Source organism: Hymenobacter psychrotolerans DSM 18569 (assembly GCF_900142395.1).
Taxonomy (GTDB): Bacteria; Bacteroidota; Bacteroidia; order Cytophagales; family Hymenobacteraceae; genus Hymenobacter; species Hymenobacter psychrotolerans.
This window is the reverse complement of the sequence record NZ_FRAS01000012.1, coordinates 125734-142032: the sequence shown is the minus strand read 5'-3', so window position 1 is coordinate 142032 and position 16299 is coordinate 125734. Positions and strand designations below refer to the sequence as shown.

The following is a 16299-nucleotide window of genomic DNA, read 5'->3' as shown; positions in this document are numbered from 1 at the left end:
AGGACGCAGTACATTGCAACAGTCTGTTCGCGCATGAGTGGCAGGGGCTTGGGAGGTCAGAGACCCAAACCTAGCCTGTTCACGCCGAACAGACTTTTTTTATGACCGCAATAGCCCGCAACTTGGGTTTGCTAGGTTGTACGGACAATTAGCGTAGCCAGAGCAAGGCGCAGACGAAGTGTAGAAAGCGGAGGTAGCTGCTGGCGGTTTTGTCGTAGCGCGTGGCGAGGCGGCGAAACTGCTTAAGCCGACTCATTAGCCGCTCAATCCGGTTGCGCTGCCGGTACCAAACCACGTCCACTGGGCGAGCCGTCCGGCGGCGGGGCTGGCTGGGAATGACGGGCTCGGCGCCGAGGGCCGCCACGGCGGCCAGCACCTGGTTCGTGTCGTAGGCGTTGTCGGCCAGCACGTTGCCGGTTGCGCGCACGGCTTGCAATAATTCCAGCGCCCGCGTGCAATCGTGTTGCTGACCCGCGCCCAGCACGGCATGCAACGGCCGGCCCCGGGCGTCGGCCAGCACGTGCACCTTCGTGCTCAGCCCGCCGCGGCTGCGGCCGAGGGCTTCGTCGCCGACGCGGCTTTTTTTCGGCTGCCCGCCGCCTGTGCGTGGGCCCGCACCACGGTCGAATCGAGCATCACCCAGTCCAAATCCGGTTCCTGCACGGCCTCGAACAAGCGTTGCCAAATGCCTTTTGGGGCCCAACGCCGGCTGCGTTTGCGCAACGTGTCGTGCTTGCCAAAGCGGGCCGGCAGCGCCCGCCAGGCGCAGCCGTGGCGCGCCACCCAGAACACGGCGTTGAGAAAGAGCCGGTTATCCGCCCCTGTTCGCCCTACGTCACCGGCTTTGCCGGAGAGATGCGGCGCCAAAGCTGCCCACGCACGGTCACTGATTTCGTCCAGATTGCTCACGAACGCAAAGATAATTGTCCGTACAACCTAGACTACCTCGAACGCTGGAAGGCAGGCAATGGAAGACGGGCTTACTTTTCAGGCCGTGCCATCGTACAGCCCTGCTCTGTAGGTCCGAAACCCTACCTTTGCACTTGCATCGTACGTATGGATAAGCGCGAAATCATTTTGGAAGCCACGCTGCAATTAGTCTTGCAGGAAGGATTTTATCATCTGAACATGAAGAAGGTGGCCAGGGCCGCCCACGTGGCGGCGGGCACTATTTACCTCTACTTCGCGAGCAAGGAAGAGCTTATTATCGAATTGTACCGCTACGTCACGCGGCTGTACTTGGCCGCCGTGTTGGAGGTGCAGGAAGGTGAGCAGGACCTGACGCTGAAAATCCAGCGCATGATGCGTCGGTTTCTGGAGTTTTTCCTGTACCGTCCCGACTGCTTCAGCTATTTGCAGCAGTTCCGCACCTCGCCCTTCGCCTTCAAGGACAAAGAAGCGCACGCTATGCTGCTAGAGCCGCTGTTTACGCTTGTAGAGAAGGCGCGTGCCGCTCGTATCGTGAAGAGCCTTCCCAATGAGTTGCTGCTGGCCTTGGTGGTCGGGCCAGTGCACGAGGCAGTGATGATGTGGCAGGCTGGTACGGTTAATCTAGTGGATAAAGAGCTACAGGAGCAGCTTCTGTTGGCCTGCTGGGAAAACGTCGCCAGTCCACCGGTTGTTGGTAGAGAAGCTGTTTAGGAAGTCTGCAACTTCAAGAGTGCACGTCGTGCTGACGACTTCTTAAACAGCTTCAGAGACTTACAGCAAACAGTTGCACAGAGACCTAACCAGGAACAAGGAAACGGGCACTTGCACGGAGCCTCTGTGGAAAGTCGATGTGACCACTGCATACCTCGCCTTGATGGCCTTATGGCCCAGGTAGGCAAAATTGATGAGCAATTGCCCCGGCTGACAGCGGTGGTTCTACTTTCAGCATCGATGCGTAGCGACTTGGGAACGGAAGAGAATGGAAAACCATACTGACTGAACGTTCAGTCAGTATGGTTTTCAGTTGTATCTTTGCCACCTGAACCAACCAGCGCATCGTGCGTACCACCACGAAAACTGCTTTCCATATATGCCAGCAGGTTATTCAATCATTACACGTGGAGCCACCTGTGTGTTGCTAGCAGGAGGCCTGATGGGCTGCCACTCCGGCTCCGAGACAACCGGGGAGAGTACGGCCCAGCCAGCGGCCGTTGCCGTCATCACCCAGCCGGTGCAGCAGCTCACGCAGCGCCACACCGTGGCCCTGAGCGGGGCGCTGGAAGCCGATAAGACGGTGGACGTAGGCTTCCAGATTGGCGGGCGGGTAAGCCGCGTCGAGGTGGAGGAGGGTGGGCGGGTGCGGCAGGGGCAGGTGCTGGCCCGCCTCGACCCCGGCAGCTACCGCTTCGCCCTCGACGCGGCCACCGCCACACTGGCCCGCGCCCAGGACGAATACGGCCGGCTCCAGCTGATGTACGACCGGGGCAGCCTCACGCCCAGCGACCTGGAGGCGGCCCGCACGGCCGTAGCCCAGGCCCGCGCCCAGCAGCAGCAGGCCAGCAAAAACGTGCGCGACGGGCAGCTGCGGGCCCCCATATCCGGCCGGCTGGCCCGGCGCGGCACCGACCCCGGCGAGCTGGTAGGGCCGGGCACGCCGCTGTTTACCATCGTCAGCGACGGGCGCATCGTGGTGCGGGCGGCGGTGCCCGAGGCAGAAGTAGGGGCCCTGCGGCCGGGGCTGGCGGCGCGGGTAGCGGTGCCGGCCCTGGATTCTACCTTCGCGGGCCGCGTGGAGGCGGTGGGGGCGGTGGCCGACCCGGCTTCGCGCACCTACGCCGTAAAAATTACCCTGCCCAACCCGCAGGGCCGGCTGCGGCCGGGCATGATTGCCGAAGTGCGCCTGGCCACCGCCCGGCCGGAGCAGGTGCTGGCCGTGCCCGGCGAGGCCGTGGTGCGCGACGCCGACCAGCTGACGTACGTGTTCGTGGCCGATGCGGCGCGCCGGCAGGCGTTCCGGCGGCGGGTGCAGGTGGGCGGCGTCGCGGAGGCGGGCGTGCGGATTGCCAGCGGCCTGCGGGCGGGCGAGCTGGTCGTCGTGGGCGGGCAGCAGCGCCTGCGCGACGGTGCTTCTATCACCCTTACCCCAGCCGTGCGATGAACCTGGTGAAATCCTCGCTGCGCTACCCGCAGGTGACGCTGACGGTGCTGCTGCTGGCCTTCGTGGTGGGCGTGCACGCGCTGCTGACCATGCCCCGGCGCGAAGACCCCAAAATTACCATCCGGCAGGGGCTGGTGGTGGCCTACTTTCCCGGCGCGACGGCCGGGCAGGTGGAAGAGCAAGTGACGCAGAAGCTCGAAGAATACCTGTTTCGCTTCGCGGAGGTGCGCAAGGAAAAGACCTTCTCTACCACCCGCGACGGGCAGGTTATCGTGAACGTGGAGCTGAACGAGAACGTGGCCCGGCCCGACGAATTCTGGTCGAAGCTGCGCCACGAGCTGAACGTGGCCAAGGCCGTGGACCTGCCCCAGGGCGTGCGCGGCCCGCTGGTCAACACCGACTTCGGCGACACGGTGGCCATGCTCATTGCCGTGGAGTCGGACCGGCTCGACTACCGCGACTTAAAGGAGTACCTGCGTAAGCTCGAAGACCAGCTGCGCACGGTGAAGGGCGTGTCGAAAATCAAGCGCTACGGCGAGCAGCCCGAGCAGATTTACCTCACGGCCAACTCCGAAAAGCTGGCTCAGTACGGGCTGAAGCTGCCGCAGGTGGTGCAGGTGCTGCAGTCGCAAAACGCCATCAGCCCGACCGGCGACGTGAAGGTGGGCACGGCCGACGTGCCGCTGCACACCTCGGGCTACTTCAGCTCGGAGCAGCAGATTGCCAGCCAGATTGTGGGCGCCGCGCCCACGGGGCAGGTGATTCGGGTGGGCGACGTGGCCGCCGTGCGCCGCCGCTACGCCGAGCCGACCTCGCTCGTGCGCGTGGATGGCCGGCGGGCGCTGCTGCTGAGCGTGGAGATGCTGGAAGGCAACAACATCGTGGAATTCGGGCAAGCCATCAACCAGCAGCTGACGGCCGCCCGGCCGCTGCTGCCGCCCGATTTGCGGGTGCGCACCATCGTGGACCAGCCCGAGGTAGTAGACGAGAGCATCAGCCACTTCATCCGCGAGTTTTTTCTGGCCATCGGCTCGGTGGTGCTCGTGTGTATGCTGCTGCTGCCCTTCAGCATTGCCTCGGTGGCGGCCATGGCTATTCCGGTCACGGTGGCCGTCACCTTCGCCGTGATGAGCCTGCTGGGCATTGAGCTGCACCAGGTGTCCTTGGCGGCGCTCATCGTGGTGCTGGGCATGGTCGTGGACGATGCCATCGTCATTGCCGACAACTACGTGGAGCTGCTCGACGAGGGGCTGGACCGCTGGCAGGCGGCCTGGCGCTCGGCCACCAACCTGGTGATTCCGGTGCTCACGGCCACGCTCACCATCATCGCCTCGTTTCTGCCCATGGTGCTGCTCACCGGGTCGGTGGGCGAGTTTATCCGCTCGCTGCCCATTACCATTGCCGTGGCGCTGGCCTCGTCGTTCGTGGTGGCGATGCTGCTCACGCCCATCCTGTGCTACACCTTCATCAAGAAGGGGTTGCACAGTGCGGCGCCCGGGCACGGAGCGGCGGAGCCGGCAGGTAATGAGCCAGGCAGTATGAAGCCGGTGCCACAGAAGCCGGCAAAAAAGAAATTCTCGCTGCTGGATTTGATGCAAGCGGGCTACGACCGGCTGCTGACGTGGTGCCTGCGGGCACCGGGCCTGACCATCGGATTCGGCGTGGTGTCGGTGGTGGCCGGGGTGCTGCTGTACCGGGGCGTGAAGCAGCGGTTTTTTCCGGCGGCCGAGCGCAACCAGTTCGTAGTAGAAATCTGGCTGCCGATGGGCACCCGCCTCGAAACCACCGACCAGGCCGTCCGGCGCGTGGAGCAGGCGCTGCGCCACGATAAGCGCGTGACGGAAGTAGCCAGCTTCATCGGCACCAGCGCCCCGCGCTTCTACTACAATTTCAGCCCCGAGCCGCCCGCCCCCAACTACGGCCAGCTGCTGGTGAACACCCACACCAAGGAGGAAACCAACGCGCTGGCCGCCGAGCTGACCCGGCGCGTGGCCGACCTGGTGCCTAATGGTCGGCCGCAGGTCAAGCTCATGCAGCAGGGCTCGCCCACGAAAGCACCGGTGGAGGTGCGCCTCATCGGCGACGACCTGGTGCAGCTCAAGCAGCTCGGGGCGCGGGTCCAGGCTATTATCAGCCAGAGCCGGGGCAGCTACCTGGTGCGCACCGACTTCCAGAACGACTATTACGGCCTGACCATCCGCCTCAAGCCGGAAGCCAGCCGCCTGGGCTTCACCACCAGCAGCGTGGCCCAAACCATCGGTACGGGCTTCGCGGGCGCGCCCATCTCAACCTGGTACGAGGGCGACAATCCGCTGGGTATCGTGCTGCGCCTGGACTCGGCCCAGCGCACGGGCTTCCGCGACCTGGCCGACACTTACCTGGCCTCGCCCGCCACCGGGGCGCGGGTGCCGCTGCGGCAGGTGGCCGACCTGGTGCCCGAGTGGCAAACCGGCCGCATCCTGCACCGCAACGGCGTGCGCACGCTCACGGTGCAAAGCGAAACCACCGGCGACGTGCTGCCCTCGCAGCTGCTCAAGGAAATTCAGCCCAAGATTGCCGCCCTGCGGCTGCCGCCCGGCTATCGGGTGGAGTACGGCGGCGAAATCGAAAACCAAAAAACCACCTTTGCGCAGATGCTGGTGGCGCTGGGCGTGAGCATGGTCCTCATCTTCCTGATTCTGCTGTTTCAGTTTCGCAACCTGAAGGAAACGCTGCTGGTGATGGCCAGCATTCCGCTGAGCTTGTTCGGGGCCTTGCTGGGGCTGGTTGTCACGCACAATCCATTTGGCTTTACGGCTTTCCTGGGGCTGATTAGCTTGTCGGGCATCGTGGTGCGCAACGCCATTATCCTGGTCGATTTTGCCAATGAGCTGATTGTGAAGCAAGGGCTGGATATTCCGGCGGCTGCCGCCGAGGCCGGCAAGCGTCGGCTGCGGCCCATCTTCCTCACCACCATGGCGGCGGCCATCGGGGTACTGCCCATGATTTTGTCGGGCTCACCCATGTGGAGCCCGCTGGCCAGCGTCATTGCCGTGGGCCTGATATTCTCCATGTTCATGTCGCTGCTGGTGATTCCGGTGCTGTTTGCCCGCGTGGTGAAGCCCCAGGACAAGCTCGTGTCGGTGGAAGGAGCTGCTGACAAGGCCGCCGCCGCCCCCACTCCCGCACCGATGGCCACGCCGCAAGCTCTTTAATCCCATGCCTACCTCTCGCAACGCCGCTAGCCGCTGCTGGCTGCTGGCCCTGCTGGCGGCCAGCGGGCTACAGTCCGCCCTGGCCCAGCCGACTACTTCCGCGCCGGTGGCAGCCGGCCGCCCTGCCCCGGCCCGCCCGCTAAGCCTGGACGATGCCGTGCAGCTGGCCCTGACGCAGAACCGCCAGCTCAGTATTGCCCGCGAGCAAGTCAGCGAAAACCAGTACAAGGTGGCCGAGCTGCATGCCAGGAACTTCCCCAAGCTCTCGGCCCTGGCCGTGGGCGGCTACAACAGCCACACGCTTGATATCACCATCCCGCGCGGCGCGATGGGCGTGTACCCGGCCACCGGCCCCATTCCGGGGGCCGACGTGCCGGTGTACCAGGGCAGCCACACGCTGGTGACCGGCACCGTGCAGGCCGTGCAGCCACTGACCCAGCTCCTGAAAATCCGCACCGGCGAGCAGGTGGCCCGGCAAGACGTGGCCCTGGCCCGCACCCAGGTGCGGCAGGCCGAGTGGCAGGTGCGCCAGGGCGTGGAGAAGCTCTACTACGGCCTGCTCATCGCCGGGCGGCAGCGCCAGCAGGCCGAGCTAAGCCTGCAAGCCGCCCGGCGGCAGCGCTACGATGCCGAAAGCGCCCGGCTGGCCGGCAAGGCCCTGCCCGCCCAGGTAGCCGCCGCCGAAGCCAACGTGGCCGACCAGGAGCAGAAGCTGCTGGCCGTGCAAAACCAGCAGGCCGACTACGCCGCCGACCTCAACCAGCTCCTCGGCCAGCCCCTCGATACCCCGCTCGCCCTGGCCCCGCCCGAGCTGGCCGAAACCCCAGCGCTGCCGCTGGCCGCCTACCTGGCCCACGCCGATACGGCCAGCCTCGACACCCGCCAGGCCGCCCAAACCCGCGCCAAGGCTGCCCTGGGCGTGAAAGCCGCCCGCCAGCAGTACCTGCCCGACGTGGCGCTGACGGCCAACTACCTGCGCGTGCAGGGCTCGTTGCTGCTGCCCCAGAACAGCGTGCTGGTGGGCGGCATCCTGAACTGGACCCTCTACGACTTCGGCGAGCGGCGGGCCGTGGTGCGGCAGCGCGAGTCGCAGCAGAAGCAGGCCGAAGCCAACGAGCAGCACACCCGCGAGCAAGTCAGCGCCGAGGTGCAGAAAGCCTACCGCCAGCTCCAGCAGGCCGCCGCCCTCACCGCCGCCGCCCAAAAAGCCGCCGACCTGCGGGCCGCCGAATTGAAAATAAAGCGCGACGCGCTGGCCGCCGGCAAGGTGCTGCCCACGGAAGTGCTCAGCACCGAGGCCACGCAAGCCAAAGCCCAGGCCGACCTGCTCGCGGCCCAGCTCAACTACCGCCTGGCCCTCACGCAGCTGCAACACGCCAGCGGGCAGTTCTAAAAGCCTTCTAGTCCCTTCTCCACGGGGAAATGCTCCCACGCGAGCACCGAGCATCATAGCCATCAGCTCTGAAAAGAAACTCCCCCCAACCCTACCATCTGCTGCGCTGTTCTCTGCCTCTATACTACTATGGCTGCTACCATTGCCGACGTGCTAACCGTGGCGGCCTCCTCTGGGCCGGGGAGTAGGGTAGTGCTCTGCCTGCCCGGTGAATGCGGCCAAAGCGGCGCACCCCTGGCCGATGTTGCGTTCCTCTGCTTTGTGGCACGGCAAACGGGCTATTCGGTCGTGTCTCCCCGCTACGCCAGCGCGCAGGCTTCACGGGTAGCCGCCGTCGAAAACCTTTACCAGGCGGTGGCGGCGCAGGTAGGGGCCGGCAACGTGCTGCTCATGGGCTACGGTACCGGCGCGGGGCTGGCCCTGGCACTCACCCAGCGGCAGCGGGCTGAGGCCAGGGCGTTGCCCGGCCACCTGCTGTTGCTGGCACCGTGGCTGGACCTGTATCTGCCGGCGCCAACGGTTGCCCCGGACCTGGAAGGCGCCTATTACGTGGCCCCTGACGGCAGCCTGTGCAGCCGCCAGCCACTTGCGGATAAGCACGATAACCCGCTGCATGGCGACCTGGACGGCCTGCCTCGCATCAGCATCTTTACCACCGTCCACGACCTGCACCGGGCCGATGCGCTGGCGCTGGCGCGGCGGCTGTTTGCCCGGCAGCAGCCCGTTCGCCTGCTGATGCAGGCATCATCGCCCGCCACGTGGCTGCTCCCCGACGCCGCGGAAAGCCACGATTTTCGGCGGCAGCTAACGGCCGAGCTTACCCGCGAGCCTGGTTATTCGTAGGCATATTTGAATGAACGTTCACTCAAACAGAGAACCTTTTTCACTTTTTTCCTTCATCTCATGAACATTGCGCTTTCCCCCTTGTTCTGGAGCCTCGCCCTGTGCGGCCTCGCCACTACTGCCCACGCTCAGTCTAACGCGCCATTACGCTTCGGCGTGCGGGGTGGCCTGAACCTGAGCACCCAGCAGCAGTCCGTCGGCAGCAACGGCCGCCGCAGCAGCGTTTCCAACGATAACCTGACCGGTGTGCACACCGGGATAGTAGCCGAAGTGCCGCTGGCCGGCGACTTGTCGCTGCGGCCGGAGCTGTTGTTCTCGCGCAAGGGACTGGAATACAGCTACTCGGCGCTTGGCCAGTCGATTGGCTATACGGATAAGCTGTCGTATCTTACCCTGCCGGTTTCGCTGACCTACCGCGTACACGCCGGGCCGGCGGCCCTGGTGCTGGGGGCCGGCCCCTACGTGGGCGTACTGGTAAATGCCGAGCGCACAGGCTCGGCGAAGGTGCTCAGCTCGTCGTTTACCCGCACCGGCGACCTGAACATCGGCTCCGGCGACAACGACGACTACCAGACCGTGGACGCAGGCCTGAATTTTCAGGGCCTGGTTGAAGTCGACCGTGTATTCGTGGGTGCCCACTACGGCCTGGGGCTGACCAACGTACAGGCGGCCGGCCACGACGACGACAACTACCGCCGCAACCGGGGCTGGGAGTTTACCCTCGGCGTGTACCTGGCTAAGTAAGTTTTCCTCTTCACCTCCAACCACCTCATTCCATGTCACTTCAGGAAACCGTCGAAGACCTCAAGCTCAAAGTGGAGCTCCTGCTGGCCAAGCGCTAATATCCCGTTGATGGCCCCGCGCACACCGTTGAGTCGGCCGGCAAGGTCGGGCTGCGCTCGGGCAAAGTGTCGGAGCTGACGGCCGTCGCGCCGCTCAAGCCCGGCGCGGCCGACCCTGCGCAAGATTATCGAGCTGATTAAGGGCGACTTCGGCGGGGCTATCCTGGTGGGCACCCTGCACGACATGCGCTTCGTCATTCTCGACAACGACACCCGCCTGCTCTTCGCCACCACCTTCGACGGCGACTGGGACGTGTACATCGAGGACTTTGCCACCAAGATTCCCGAGCTGATGGACCTGATTTTCGAGAGCGTGGAAGGCTGGCCGGGCATCAAAGACCCCTCGGTGAAGCAGTTTATCATCGACCACCAGCTCACGGCCAACGCCTGGTTTGTGGCGTACCCCCCCCTGACGGTCAACGACATCCTGCGCAACGATAAGATTGTGAAAGGCTGTACAAAACCCTGGACGACGCCCAGGCATGAGCTTTGAGCAGGAGGCTGCTGCGCGGGCGTGGCTGTTGGGAGTGAGGTGGTCTAAGCAAGGTGGACAGAAGAAGGACGTATCTTTCTTCTGTTATGGCAACAAAATCCAGCGGGGCGTCGCCCGACAAACGGCGTAAATACGACGAGGCGTTTAAGGCCGAGGCGCTGCGTCTGGCCAGCGAAAGCCGCAGCACGCAGGCGGCGGCGCGGCAGTTGGGCATCAGTCCCAAACTGCTCTACCGCTGGCAGCAGGCGCAGCTCGTGGCCGAGGTCGGCAGCGTGGAAGTGGCCCGCGACCCGGAAGTACGGGCCCTGCGCGCCGCCAACAAGCGGCTGGCGCAGGAACTGGACATTTTAAAAAAAGCCTTGGTCATCTTCGGCCAGCCGACCCCGTGAGCGTCTACCAGTACATCGTCCAACAGGCCGGCCAGGTGCCGGTGCGCCGGCTCTGCCGGGTGCTGCGCGTGGCCCCGGCCGCCTATTACGCGTGGCAGCGCCGCCAACAGGTGCCGGTGGTCGAACCGGTTTGGCAAGTAGCCGTGCGCGAAGCCTTTGCCGACCACAGCCAGCGCTACGGCACGCGCCGGCTGCGGGCTGAAGTGCAGGCCCAGGGCCATGCGGTGGGGCGTTGGCGCATTCGCCGCGTGCTTCGCCAGCACGGCTTGCGGGCGCAGCAGCCCCGCTCGTTCGTGCCCCGCACCACCGATTCCGACCCGGCCGTACGGGCCGCGCCCAACCGCTTGCTGGGCCAGCCGGCCCCCACCGCCCCGAACCGGGTCTGGGTGGGCGATATTACAACACGGGGCCTTGCAAAGCATGAGCCGGCGCGGCAACTGCTACGACAACGCCCACGCCGAATCGTTTTGGAGCCGCTTCAAAGCCGAACTACTCGACGGCGGCTGCTTCCCCGGCCTGGCCGAAGCCAAACTCGAAATCAGCCACCACATCGCCTACTACAACGCCGAGCGGCGGCACTCCGCCCTCGGCTATTGCTCTCCTAACCACTTCGAAACCCGTCTTCAAACAACGTCCCAACTCTGTCCGGCTTAACTAGACCACCTCACCATCATGGACCACGGCTTCGGCCGCTATATGAACCACAACCTCGCCGAGTACCACATTCCCGTCATGGCCGACATTGACACCATCGATGTGGTGCTGGTCGAGGAAGAGGACGACATCGTGAATCCGCTGGGTGTCAAAGGCATCGGGGAGATTGGCTTCCTCGGCGTGGCCGCCGCCGTCGCCAACGCCGTGTTTCACGCCACCGGCAAGCGCGTGCGCGACCTGCCGGTGAGCTTGGATAAATTACTGTAACCTCCCCTCTCCTCCTCAGCTGGCGTCCGCTGAGCAGGAGAGGGGATGAAGATATATTTCTGCCTCCTGCCTTCGTCATGACCGAACTCCAACGCCTGCTACTACTGGCGGCCGGCGCGGTGCATGAGTTCTTCCTAACGGCAGGAAGCTGAGATTACTTGGAGCCTTCCGCCGGCGGCCAGGCTGCGTTGCGACTCGTAGTGCAGCACCAACAGAGGGGGCCTCAGCGAGGTGCAGTGGCTGTTACAGAATTCTCAAGGCAGCTCAGCAACTACGTAGAATAGTTACTGAGCCTAGATGAACGGCCTGCTCATGTTCTTTTCTGGCCTGGCTCGAAGCCTCAAGCCCTTCACGTTTTGCATCGTGCCGGGTTTTGCAACAGCCACTGCACCATTCGGGGCCAGTTAAACCATGATACACGAGCTCACATACTGGTTTGAAGCGGCCATGGTCTTTTTGTCCAGCCACTAGTTGCGTCCGTCCATGTTAATCCTTTCAGAGAGGCAGTACCTTTGTTATGTCAATTCACCCAACCCCCACTTCCATGAAGAATGTAGGATTGCTGGTCCGGCTCGAAGCGAAGCCCGGTAAAGAGCAGGAAGTACTCGATTTTTTGACGGGCGCTCTGCCCCTGGCTCAGCAAGAGCCGGCTACCATAACCTGGTATGCTATTCAGCTGGCGCCGGCCACCTTCGGTATCTTTGATACCTTTCCGGATGAAGCAGGCCGGCAGGCACATCTTAACGGCCCTATTGCCGCTGCGTTGATGGCCCATGCGGCCGACTTGCTGGCCGTGCCGCCTGTCATTGAACAAGTAGCTATCCTGGCTGCCAAATAATTACCAGCCCCTAAAGCGACCTATGCCTGGGCATAGGTCGCTTTAGGGGCTGGCGGGCAGTTCGTCCGGTTGGCTGGCTGCTATTCTTCTCACGCGATGGCGATTGACTGTCTCCTGCTAACTCATCCGCACACGGGTGAATTAGCGTTTCGAAGCTACTCCTTTAGCGACGACACCCCGTTTAATTACCTGCAACGCAATAATTATTACTCCCTCATTCTGCTTACGCAGGGCAGCGGCGAGCTACGCGCCAACTTTGCCACCTACCTGTTTGCTGGCAGTACGCTGTGTTGTTTTGGCCCTTACCAACCTTACACTATCCAAGCCAGCACCGCTGTATCGGGCCTGGTCCTGGATTTTCATGCCGACTTTTTCTGCATCTACCGGCATCAGCAGGAGGTAGCTAGCAATGGCATCTTGTTCAACACCATTTTTGAGCCGCCCTTCTTCCCGGTTACACCAGAGGCGGTGCGTGAATTTGCCGCCCTGGCAGCTGTGATGCAAGAGGAAGTACGGCGTCAAGAGGTAGCACAACAAGAGTCCATCGTATTATATCTGAAGCTCTTTTTGCTGAAAGCTATCCGTATTCGTACTGCACAGCCCGCGTTAGGCACCGAGCAGAACCCGTCTGGCCGGGAGCCCTGGCTCCTGCAGCAACTTCAAGATGCCATTAATACGCACTACCGCCACCTGCACACGGCCGGGGCGTATGCCGACCTGTTACGAGTTCCCGCCCGAAGCCTAACGCGCCTGGTCAAGTCCCATTATCAGAAGACGCTCAGCCAACTCATCACGGAGCGAATCATTATGGAGGCCAAGCGCGAACTGTACCTAACCAGTCAATCCGTCAAGGCCATCGCCTTCGCGCTGGGCTTCGGGGATGAATACTATTTCAGCCGCTTCTTCAAGAAAAATACGGCCGTATCGCCGCAGTTTTTTCGTGAATCAGTTGGGTTCGCAAAAGCAGAAGAACGCTAGCGCTGTTGAGCTGCTAGCGTTTGGCTGGAGAAGTCGTTTTTCTCAACCAGGCCGCGGGCTTTCTTCTATAGGCTGCTGGCTCCCAAAGAGACCCCATACGGCGCATAGTATATAAAAAAATTATAATTATATAGGTAATTTAGGTGGTGTTAAACAAATAGGGTAAAACCTCCGAGTCGTCCGGTTAGGCTGACGCGTTCCGGCTTGGCTGGCGCTGCAGCTTGGCCAGGTAGTTTTTCAGGGAGAGGTACTTGCCGTACTTCAGGTGCACGGCCACGATGGTGGCCAGCGGCACGCCCAGTGCGTGCAGGTGCAGAATCCGCTCGCGGTCGGCGTCGTACATCGACGGCTGCACCACACCCTTGGGCTTGCCCAGCGCGATGCCCTGCTCGCGCCGCGCCCGCAAGCCTTCCTTCGTGCGCTCGGAAACGAAGTCCCGCTCCAGCTCGGCCAGCATGGCGAAGATGGTGAGCAGGATTTTGTGGGTCATGTCGCGGTGATTCTGCGGGTCCAGGTCCAGGCCCTGCTTGACCAGAATCAGCCGGCACCGCTTCTGGTGAATCAACTCTTCAATCAGGCCCAGCACTTCGCGCAGCGAGCGGCCCAGCCGGGAGAGCTCGGAGACGATGACCGTGTCGCCGGCAGCAACCTTGGCCAGCAGCTCGGGCAGGCGGCGCTGCCCGGCGGTGCGGCGGGAAGACATTTCTACTTCAATCCACTCGTCGAGGGTCCAGCGGTGCTCGGCCAGGTAGCGGGCGATGAGGGTCTTCTGGCTCTCGGCCGATTGGGCGCTCGTGGAGACGCGGACGTAGCCAACTAGCATGGGCAAAACGGGCAGGTTAGCGATAAGGTAAATGCGCTTCGTACAGGTACCGGTTTTCGATACCTTTACATGGACGTTAACGCTATCATTGGTGGGTAGAAATAACGGTCGTTAACTCCATCGACTTCTGGGCAGCTTATGGCCACGCACCTGCGGATTCACCTGGGCAAGGAGCGCGAGCTGTACGAGCAGCCGCCCGTGGTACCGGCGGGCGAGCAGGCCCGGGTGTTTGCCGTCCCCGCATGGGCCGAGCCGCACCTGGCCCGGATGCTGGCCCCGGTCAACCGGGTCGGGTTCGTGCTGCAGCTGGGCTACTTCCAGATCAGCCAGCGCTTCTACGTGGCCACCCGCTACCACGCGGCCGACGTGGCCTTCGTGGCGCGGCAGCTGGAGGTGGCCCCGGCCGAGTTCGTGCCCGCCCGCTACGCCGACGCCCGCTACTACGCCCACCAGCAGCTCGTCTGCGACCAACTGGGCATCGGACGCTTCGACGCGGCGGCCACGGAAGGGCTCTACCAGGAAGCGCTGCGCCTGAGCAGCCAGCACCTGAAGCCGGCGGCGGTCTTCGACTACCTGGTGCTGTTCCTGCACGAGCACCGGCTGGAGCTGCCCACCTACTTCGCTCTGGCCAACCTGATCACGCGGGCGCTGCTGGCCTTCGAGAAACGGCTGCTGCGCCGCGTGCAGCAGCACCTGCGGCCCGGTGAGCAGCGCTTGCTGGACCGGCTGCTGGCCGCCGACGACGCCGACGCGGAGGACCCGCGTGAGACGGCGGCCGACCGGCGCTACCCGCTTACCTTCCTCAAACGCATCCGCCAGGGGCTGCGCGCCGGCGAAATCCGCGAACGGGTCACGCACTTTGCCGCCCTGCGCCAGCTTTTCGCGCAGCTGCAGCCGCTCTGGCAGCGGCTGCGCCTGTCGGACTAGTTGTAGAGACCCGCACACTACGGCCCGCCAAAACGCACAAAAGCCGGGAACTACGCCCCGGCCTTTGGTATATCGATACGGAATAAGCTACCTAGTAATCGGCGTTTTGCGGATCGAAGCTGGTCCAGCCCTGGGTCCAGTTGGAGGTGCCGAAGGCTCCTTTATACGTCACCTTATCGAAGAACGAGTCGTTAGCTTTGCCGTCGAAGATGGCGCCGGTGAGCAGAGGTGAGCTGCTCTGGGGCAGGAAGTTAGGAGCCGTGAGGTTGAAGCTGCTGGCGTTGAGGCCGAGCGTGCTCAGGTTGCCGGCCGATACCACCGCGTTCTGCTTGCCCGACCCGTTGAACCACGCCTGCACGTCGGCATCGGAGAAGGCGCCGGTGCCGCTGTTGCCGGCCGCACGTAGCGGCGTCGTGTTGTTGGCCAGTGTTACGCCTTTCAGCGTCAGCTCCCCCGACTGCACATTGGCCCAGGTGGCGGTGCCATCGAGGCGCAGCCCTTCCGGATGCCCCACGAAAACCGAGTTGTAGATGCTGATAGCCGTGTTGCGGCGCAGGTGCAGCGCCGACTGATAGGAGCCGTTGCCGGAGGCCTGCGTCGCCGGCGGCGTGCCGGCCGTCACGAACACGCTCATGTTGCTGAATACGGCGCCGGTCAGGGGCAGGCCGGCGTTGGTGCCGGTAGCGGGCGTGCCGGGGTTGAAGTTGTCGGACTCGAAGCCGTTGGAGCCCGACTGGTCGGCGTACTGCGGGTCGCGCAATGAAAGGCCATACTGGATTTTGCCCGTGAAGCCGAAGTCGGTGTCGAAGTCGTCGTCCCAGCCGCGGTGCGCCACCAGGTGCTTGGCATTCACGGTGCCCCCGAACCACTCAAACGAGTCGTCGCCGGAATACGAAACCTGCACGTAGTCGATTTGGGTGCCCGAGCCCACGCCGTACATACTCAGGCCGTTGATTTCGCTGTTGGCGGAAGTGGAAAGCGCAATGCCGGCAAACTCGATGCGCACGTACTTGAGGCTACCGGAGTTGTCGGCGGCATTGGTGCCCCCGAAAGTGCCCCGGATACCGCCTTCCATGTTCGTGCTCAACGACTGGTTGATGGGGGCGCTGCCCACCAGCACCACGCCGCCCCAGTCGCCGTAGTTGCGGCTGCCCTTGGCTTTGGCCGAAGTGAAGACGATGGGGTTGGTCTGGGTGCCTTCGGCTATGAGCTTGGCCCCGCGCTCAACAATAAGCGCACCTTTGGTAGCCTGGTCGCCGAAGATTTTGGTGCCGGGCTCGATGGTGAGCGTAGTGCCGCTGGTAACGTACACGAAGCCCTGCAGCAGGTATTTCTCGCTGGCTTTGAGCGTGCGGCTGCTCGAAATTTCGCCCGTCAGAATTACCCGGCCGGCGCTGTCCACGGGGCCGCTGGGCGTTTCAGGATTCTCAACTGCCGGCGCATTGTCGTCGTTGTCCTCGCAGCTGCTGAGTGGGGCGCTGGCCAGGGCCAGCATAGCGAACAACAGCGTTTTGGGAAAGCGTTTCATAAGGGAGAAGTGGGTGAATGAAACAAAAGGAGGAAGATGACA

General features: G+C 63.4%; 14 protein-coding genes and 3 pseudogenes. 14 read left to right on the top strand and 3 right to left on the bottom strand.

All coding sequences use genetic code 11. From position 1 onward, the window contains the following. Nucleotides 1–151: 151 nt before the first annotated feature. Nucleotides 152–879: pseudogene (locus BUE15_RS12405) on the bottom strand (transposase); the annotation flags it as partial. Between the two features lie 177 nt (nt 880–1056). Here BUE15_RS12405 and BUE15_RS12395 point away from each other — a divergent pair. From BUE15_RS12395 to BUE15_RS12335, 13 genes and pseudogenes are all read left to right on the top strand, one after another. Continuing rightward, complete coding sequence (locus BUE15_RS12395) at nt 1057–1641, top strand: TetR/AcrR family transcriptional regulator (protein ID WP_073285355.1); 585 nt, start codon at nt 1057–1059, stop codon at nt 1639–1641. A 421-nt stretch (nt 1642–2062) separates the two neighbouring features. Beyond that, a complete protein-coding gene (locus BUE15_RS12390) occupies nt 2063–3088 on the top strand; it encodes an efflux RND transporter periplasmic adaptor subunit (RefSeq protein ID WP_170865250.1) in 1026 nt (341 codons plus the stop codon). Then, nucleotides 3085–6282: an efflux RND transporter permease subunit gene (locus BUE15_RS12385; RefSeq protein WP_073285349.1), complete on the top strand. Its 3198-nt coding sequence runs from the start codon at nt 3085–3087 to the stop codon at nt 6280–6282. Before BUE15_RS12390 ends, BUE15_RS12385 begins: the two co-directional genes overlap by 4 nt. Nucleotides 6283–6286: 4 nt before the next feature. Then, nucleotides 6287–7675, top strand: coding sequence for a TolC family protein (locus BUE15_RS12380; RefSeq protein WP_073285346.1), 1389 nt, complete (start codon nt 6287–6289; stop codon nt 7673–7675). 129 nt (nt 7676–7804) lie between these two features. Further along, nucleotides 7805–8518 carry an alpha/beta hydrolase gene (locus BUE15_RS12375; RefSeq protein ID WP_073285344.1) on the top strand — a complete coding sequence of 238 codons (714 nt, stop codon included), beginning with the start codon at nt 7805–7807 and terminating at the stop codon, nt 8516–8518. A gap of 60 nt (nt 8519–8578) precedes the next feature. Next, entirely contained in the window at nt 8579–9262 is a 684-nt protein-coding gene (locus tag BUE15_RS12370; protein WP_073285341.1) for a porin family protein, read from the top strand. Between the two features lie 282 nt (nt 9263–9544). Further along, nucleotides 9545–9853, top strand: a complete 309-nt coding sequence (locus tag BUE15_RS22190) for a hypothetical protein (RefSeq protein ID WP_211617646.1) — start codon at nt 9545–9547, stop codon at nt 9851–9853. Between the two features lie 86 nt (nt 9854–9939). After that, on the top strand, nt 9940–10242 hold the full coding sequence (locus BUE15_RS12360) for a transposase (protein ID WP_073285339.1): 303 nt from the start codon (nt 9940–9942) through the stop codon (nt 10240–10242). Further along, a pseudogene (locus tag BUE15_RS22635) lies at nt 10239–10520 on the top strand (IS3 family transposase); the annotation flags it as partial. The gene BUE15_RS12360 and the pseudogene BUE15_RS22635, both read left to right, overlap by 4 nt. Before the next feature lie 142 nt (nt 10521–10662). After that, on the top strand, nt 10663–10896 hold the full coding sequence (locus BUE15_RS22365) for an integrase core domain-containing protein (protein ID WP_073285336.1): 234 nt from the start codon (nt 10663–10665) through the stop codon (nt 10894–10896). A 15-nt stretch (nt 10897–10911) separates the two neighbouring features. After that, nucleotides 10912–11163: pseudogene (locus BUE15_RS12345) on the top strand (xanthine dehydrogenase family protein molybdopterin-binding subunit); the annotation flags it as partial. Between the two features lie 517 nt (nt 11164–11680). After that, nucleotides 11681–12001 (top strand): putative quinol monooxygenase, encoded by a 321-nt coding sequence (locus BUE15_RS12340; RefSeq protein ID WP_262987462.1) that lies wholly within the window; start codon nt 11681–11683, stop codon nt 11999–12001. A 96-nt stretch (nt 12002–12097) separates the two neighbouring features. Next, the gene (locus BUE15_RS12335) at nt 12098–12979 is read left to right on the top strand and encodes a helix-turn-helix domain-containing protein (protein ID WP_073285330.1); all 882 of its coding nucleotides are present in this window, start codon (nt 12098–12100) and stop codon (nt 12977–12979) included. Nucleotides 12980–13163: 184 nt separating this feature from the next. On the opposite strand, the gene BUE15_RS12330 is transcribed toward BUE15_RS12335, so the two are convergent. Then, complete coding sequence (locus tag BUE15_RS12330) at nt 13164–13802, bottom strand: recombinase family protein (RefSeq protein WP_073285326.1); 639 nt, start codon at nt 13800–13802, stop codon at nt 13164–13166. A 138-nt stretch (nt 13803–13940) separates the two neighbouring features. Here BUE15_RS12330 and BUE15_RS12325 point away from each other — a divergent pair, with 138 nt between their 5' ends. Continuing rightward, complete coding sequence (locus BUE15_RS12325) at nt 13941–14729, top strand: DUF4158 domain-containing protein (RefSeq protein WP_073285324.1); 789 nt, start codon at nt 13941–13943, stop codon at nt 14727–14729. Between the two features lie 91 nt (nt 14730–14820). Here BUE15_RS12325 and BUE15_RS12320 read toward each other — a convergent pair whose 3' ends face one another. Beyond that, on the bottom strand, nt 14821–16257 hold the full coding sequence (locus tag BUE15_RS12320) for a hypothetical protein (protein WP_073285321.1): 1437 nt from the start codon (nt 16255–16257) through the stop codon (nt 14821–14823). Between the last annotated feature and the right edge of the window lie 42 nt (nt 16258–16299).

Excerpts from the sequence above, each read along its gene's own strand:
- BUE15_RS22365 (WP_073285336.1), top strand. The coding sequence starts at position 10,663 with ATGAGCCGGCGCGGCAACTGCTACGACAACGCCCACGCCGAATCGTTT.
- BUE15_RS12330 (WP_073285326.1), bottom strand. The coding sequence starts at position 13,802 with ATGCTAGTTGGCTACGTCCGCGTCTCCACGAGCGCCCAATCGGCCGAG.
- BUE15_RS12370 (WP_073285341.1), top strand. The coding sequence starts at position 8,579 with ATGAACATTGCGCTTTCCCCCTTGTTCTGGAGCCTCGCCCTGTGCGGC.
- BUE15_RS12385 (WP_073285349.1), top strand. The coding sequence starts at position 3,085 with ATGAACCTGGTGAAATCCTCGCTGCGCTACCCGCAGGTGACGCTGACG.
- BUE15_RS12335 (WP_073285330.1), top strand. The coding sequence starts at position 12,098 with ATGGCGATTGACTGTCTCCTGCTAACTCATCCGCACACGGGTGAATTA.
- BUE15_RS12395 (WP_073285355.1), top strand. The coding sequence starts at position 1,057 with ATGGATAAGCGCGAAATCATTTTGGAAGCCACGCTGCAATTAGTCTTG.
- BUE15_RS12380 (WP_073285346.1), top strand. The coding sequence starts at position 6,287 with ATGCCTACCTCTCGCAACGCCGCTAGCCGCTGCTGGCTGCTGGCCCTG.
- BUE15_RS12320 (WP_073285321.1), bottom strand. The coding sequence starts at position 16,257 with ATGAAACGCTTTCCCAAAACGCTGTTGTTCGCTATGCTGGCCCTGGCC.
- BUE15_RS12325 (WP_073285324.1), top strand. The coding sequence starts at position 13,941 with ATGGCCACGCACCTGCGGATTCACCTGGGCAAGGAGCGCGAGCTGTAC.
- BUE15_RS12340 (WP_262987462.1), top strand. The coding sequence starts at position 11,681 with ATGTCAATTCACCCAACCCCCACTTCCATGAAGAATGTAGGATTGCTG.
- BUE15_RS12360 (WP_073285339.1), top strand. The coding sequence starts at position 9,940 with ATGGCAACAAAATCCAGCGGGGCGTCGCCCGACAAACGGCGTAAATAC.
- BUE15_RS22190 (WP_211617646.1), top strand. The coding sequence starts at position 9,545 with ATGCGCTTCGTCATTCTCGACAACGACACCCGCCTGCTCTTCGCCACC.
- BUE15_RS12375 (WP_073285344.1), top strand. The coding sequence starts at position 7,805 with ATGGCTGCTACCATTGCCGACGTGCTAACCGTGGCGGCCTCCTCTGGG.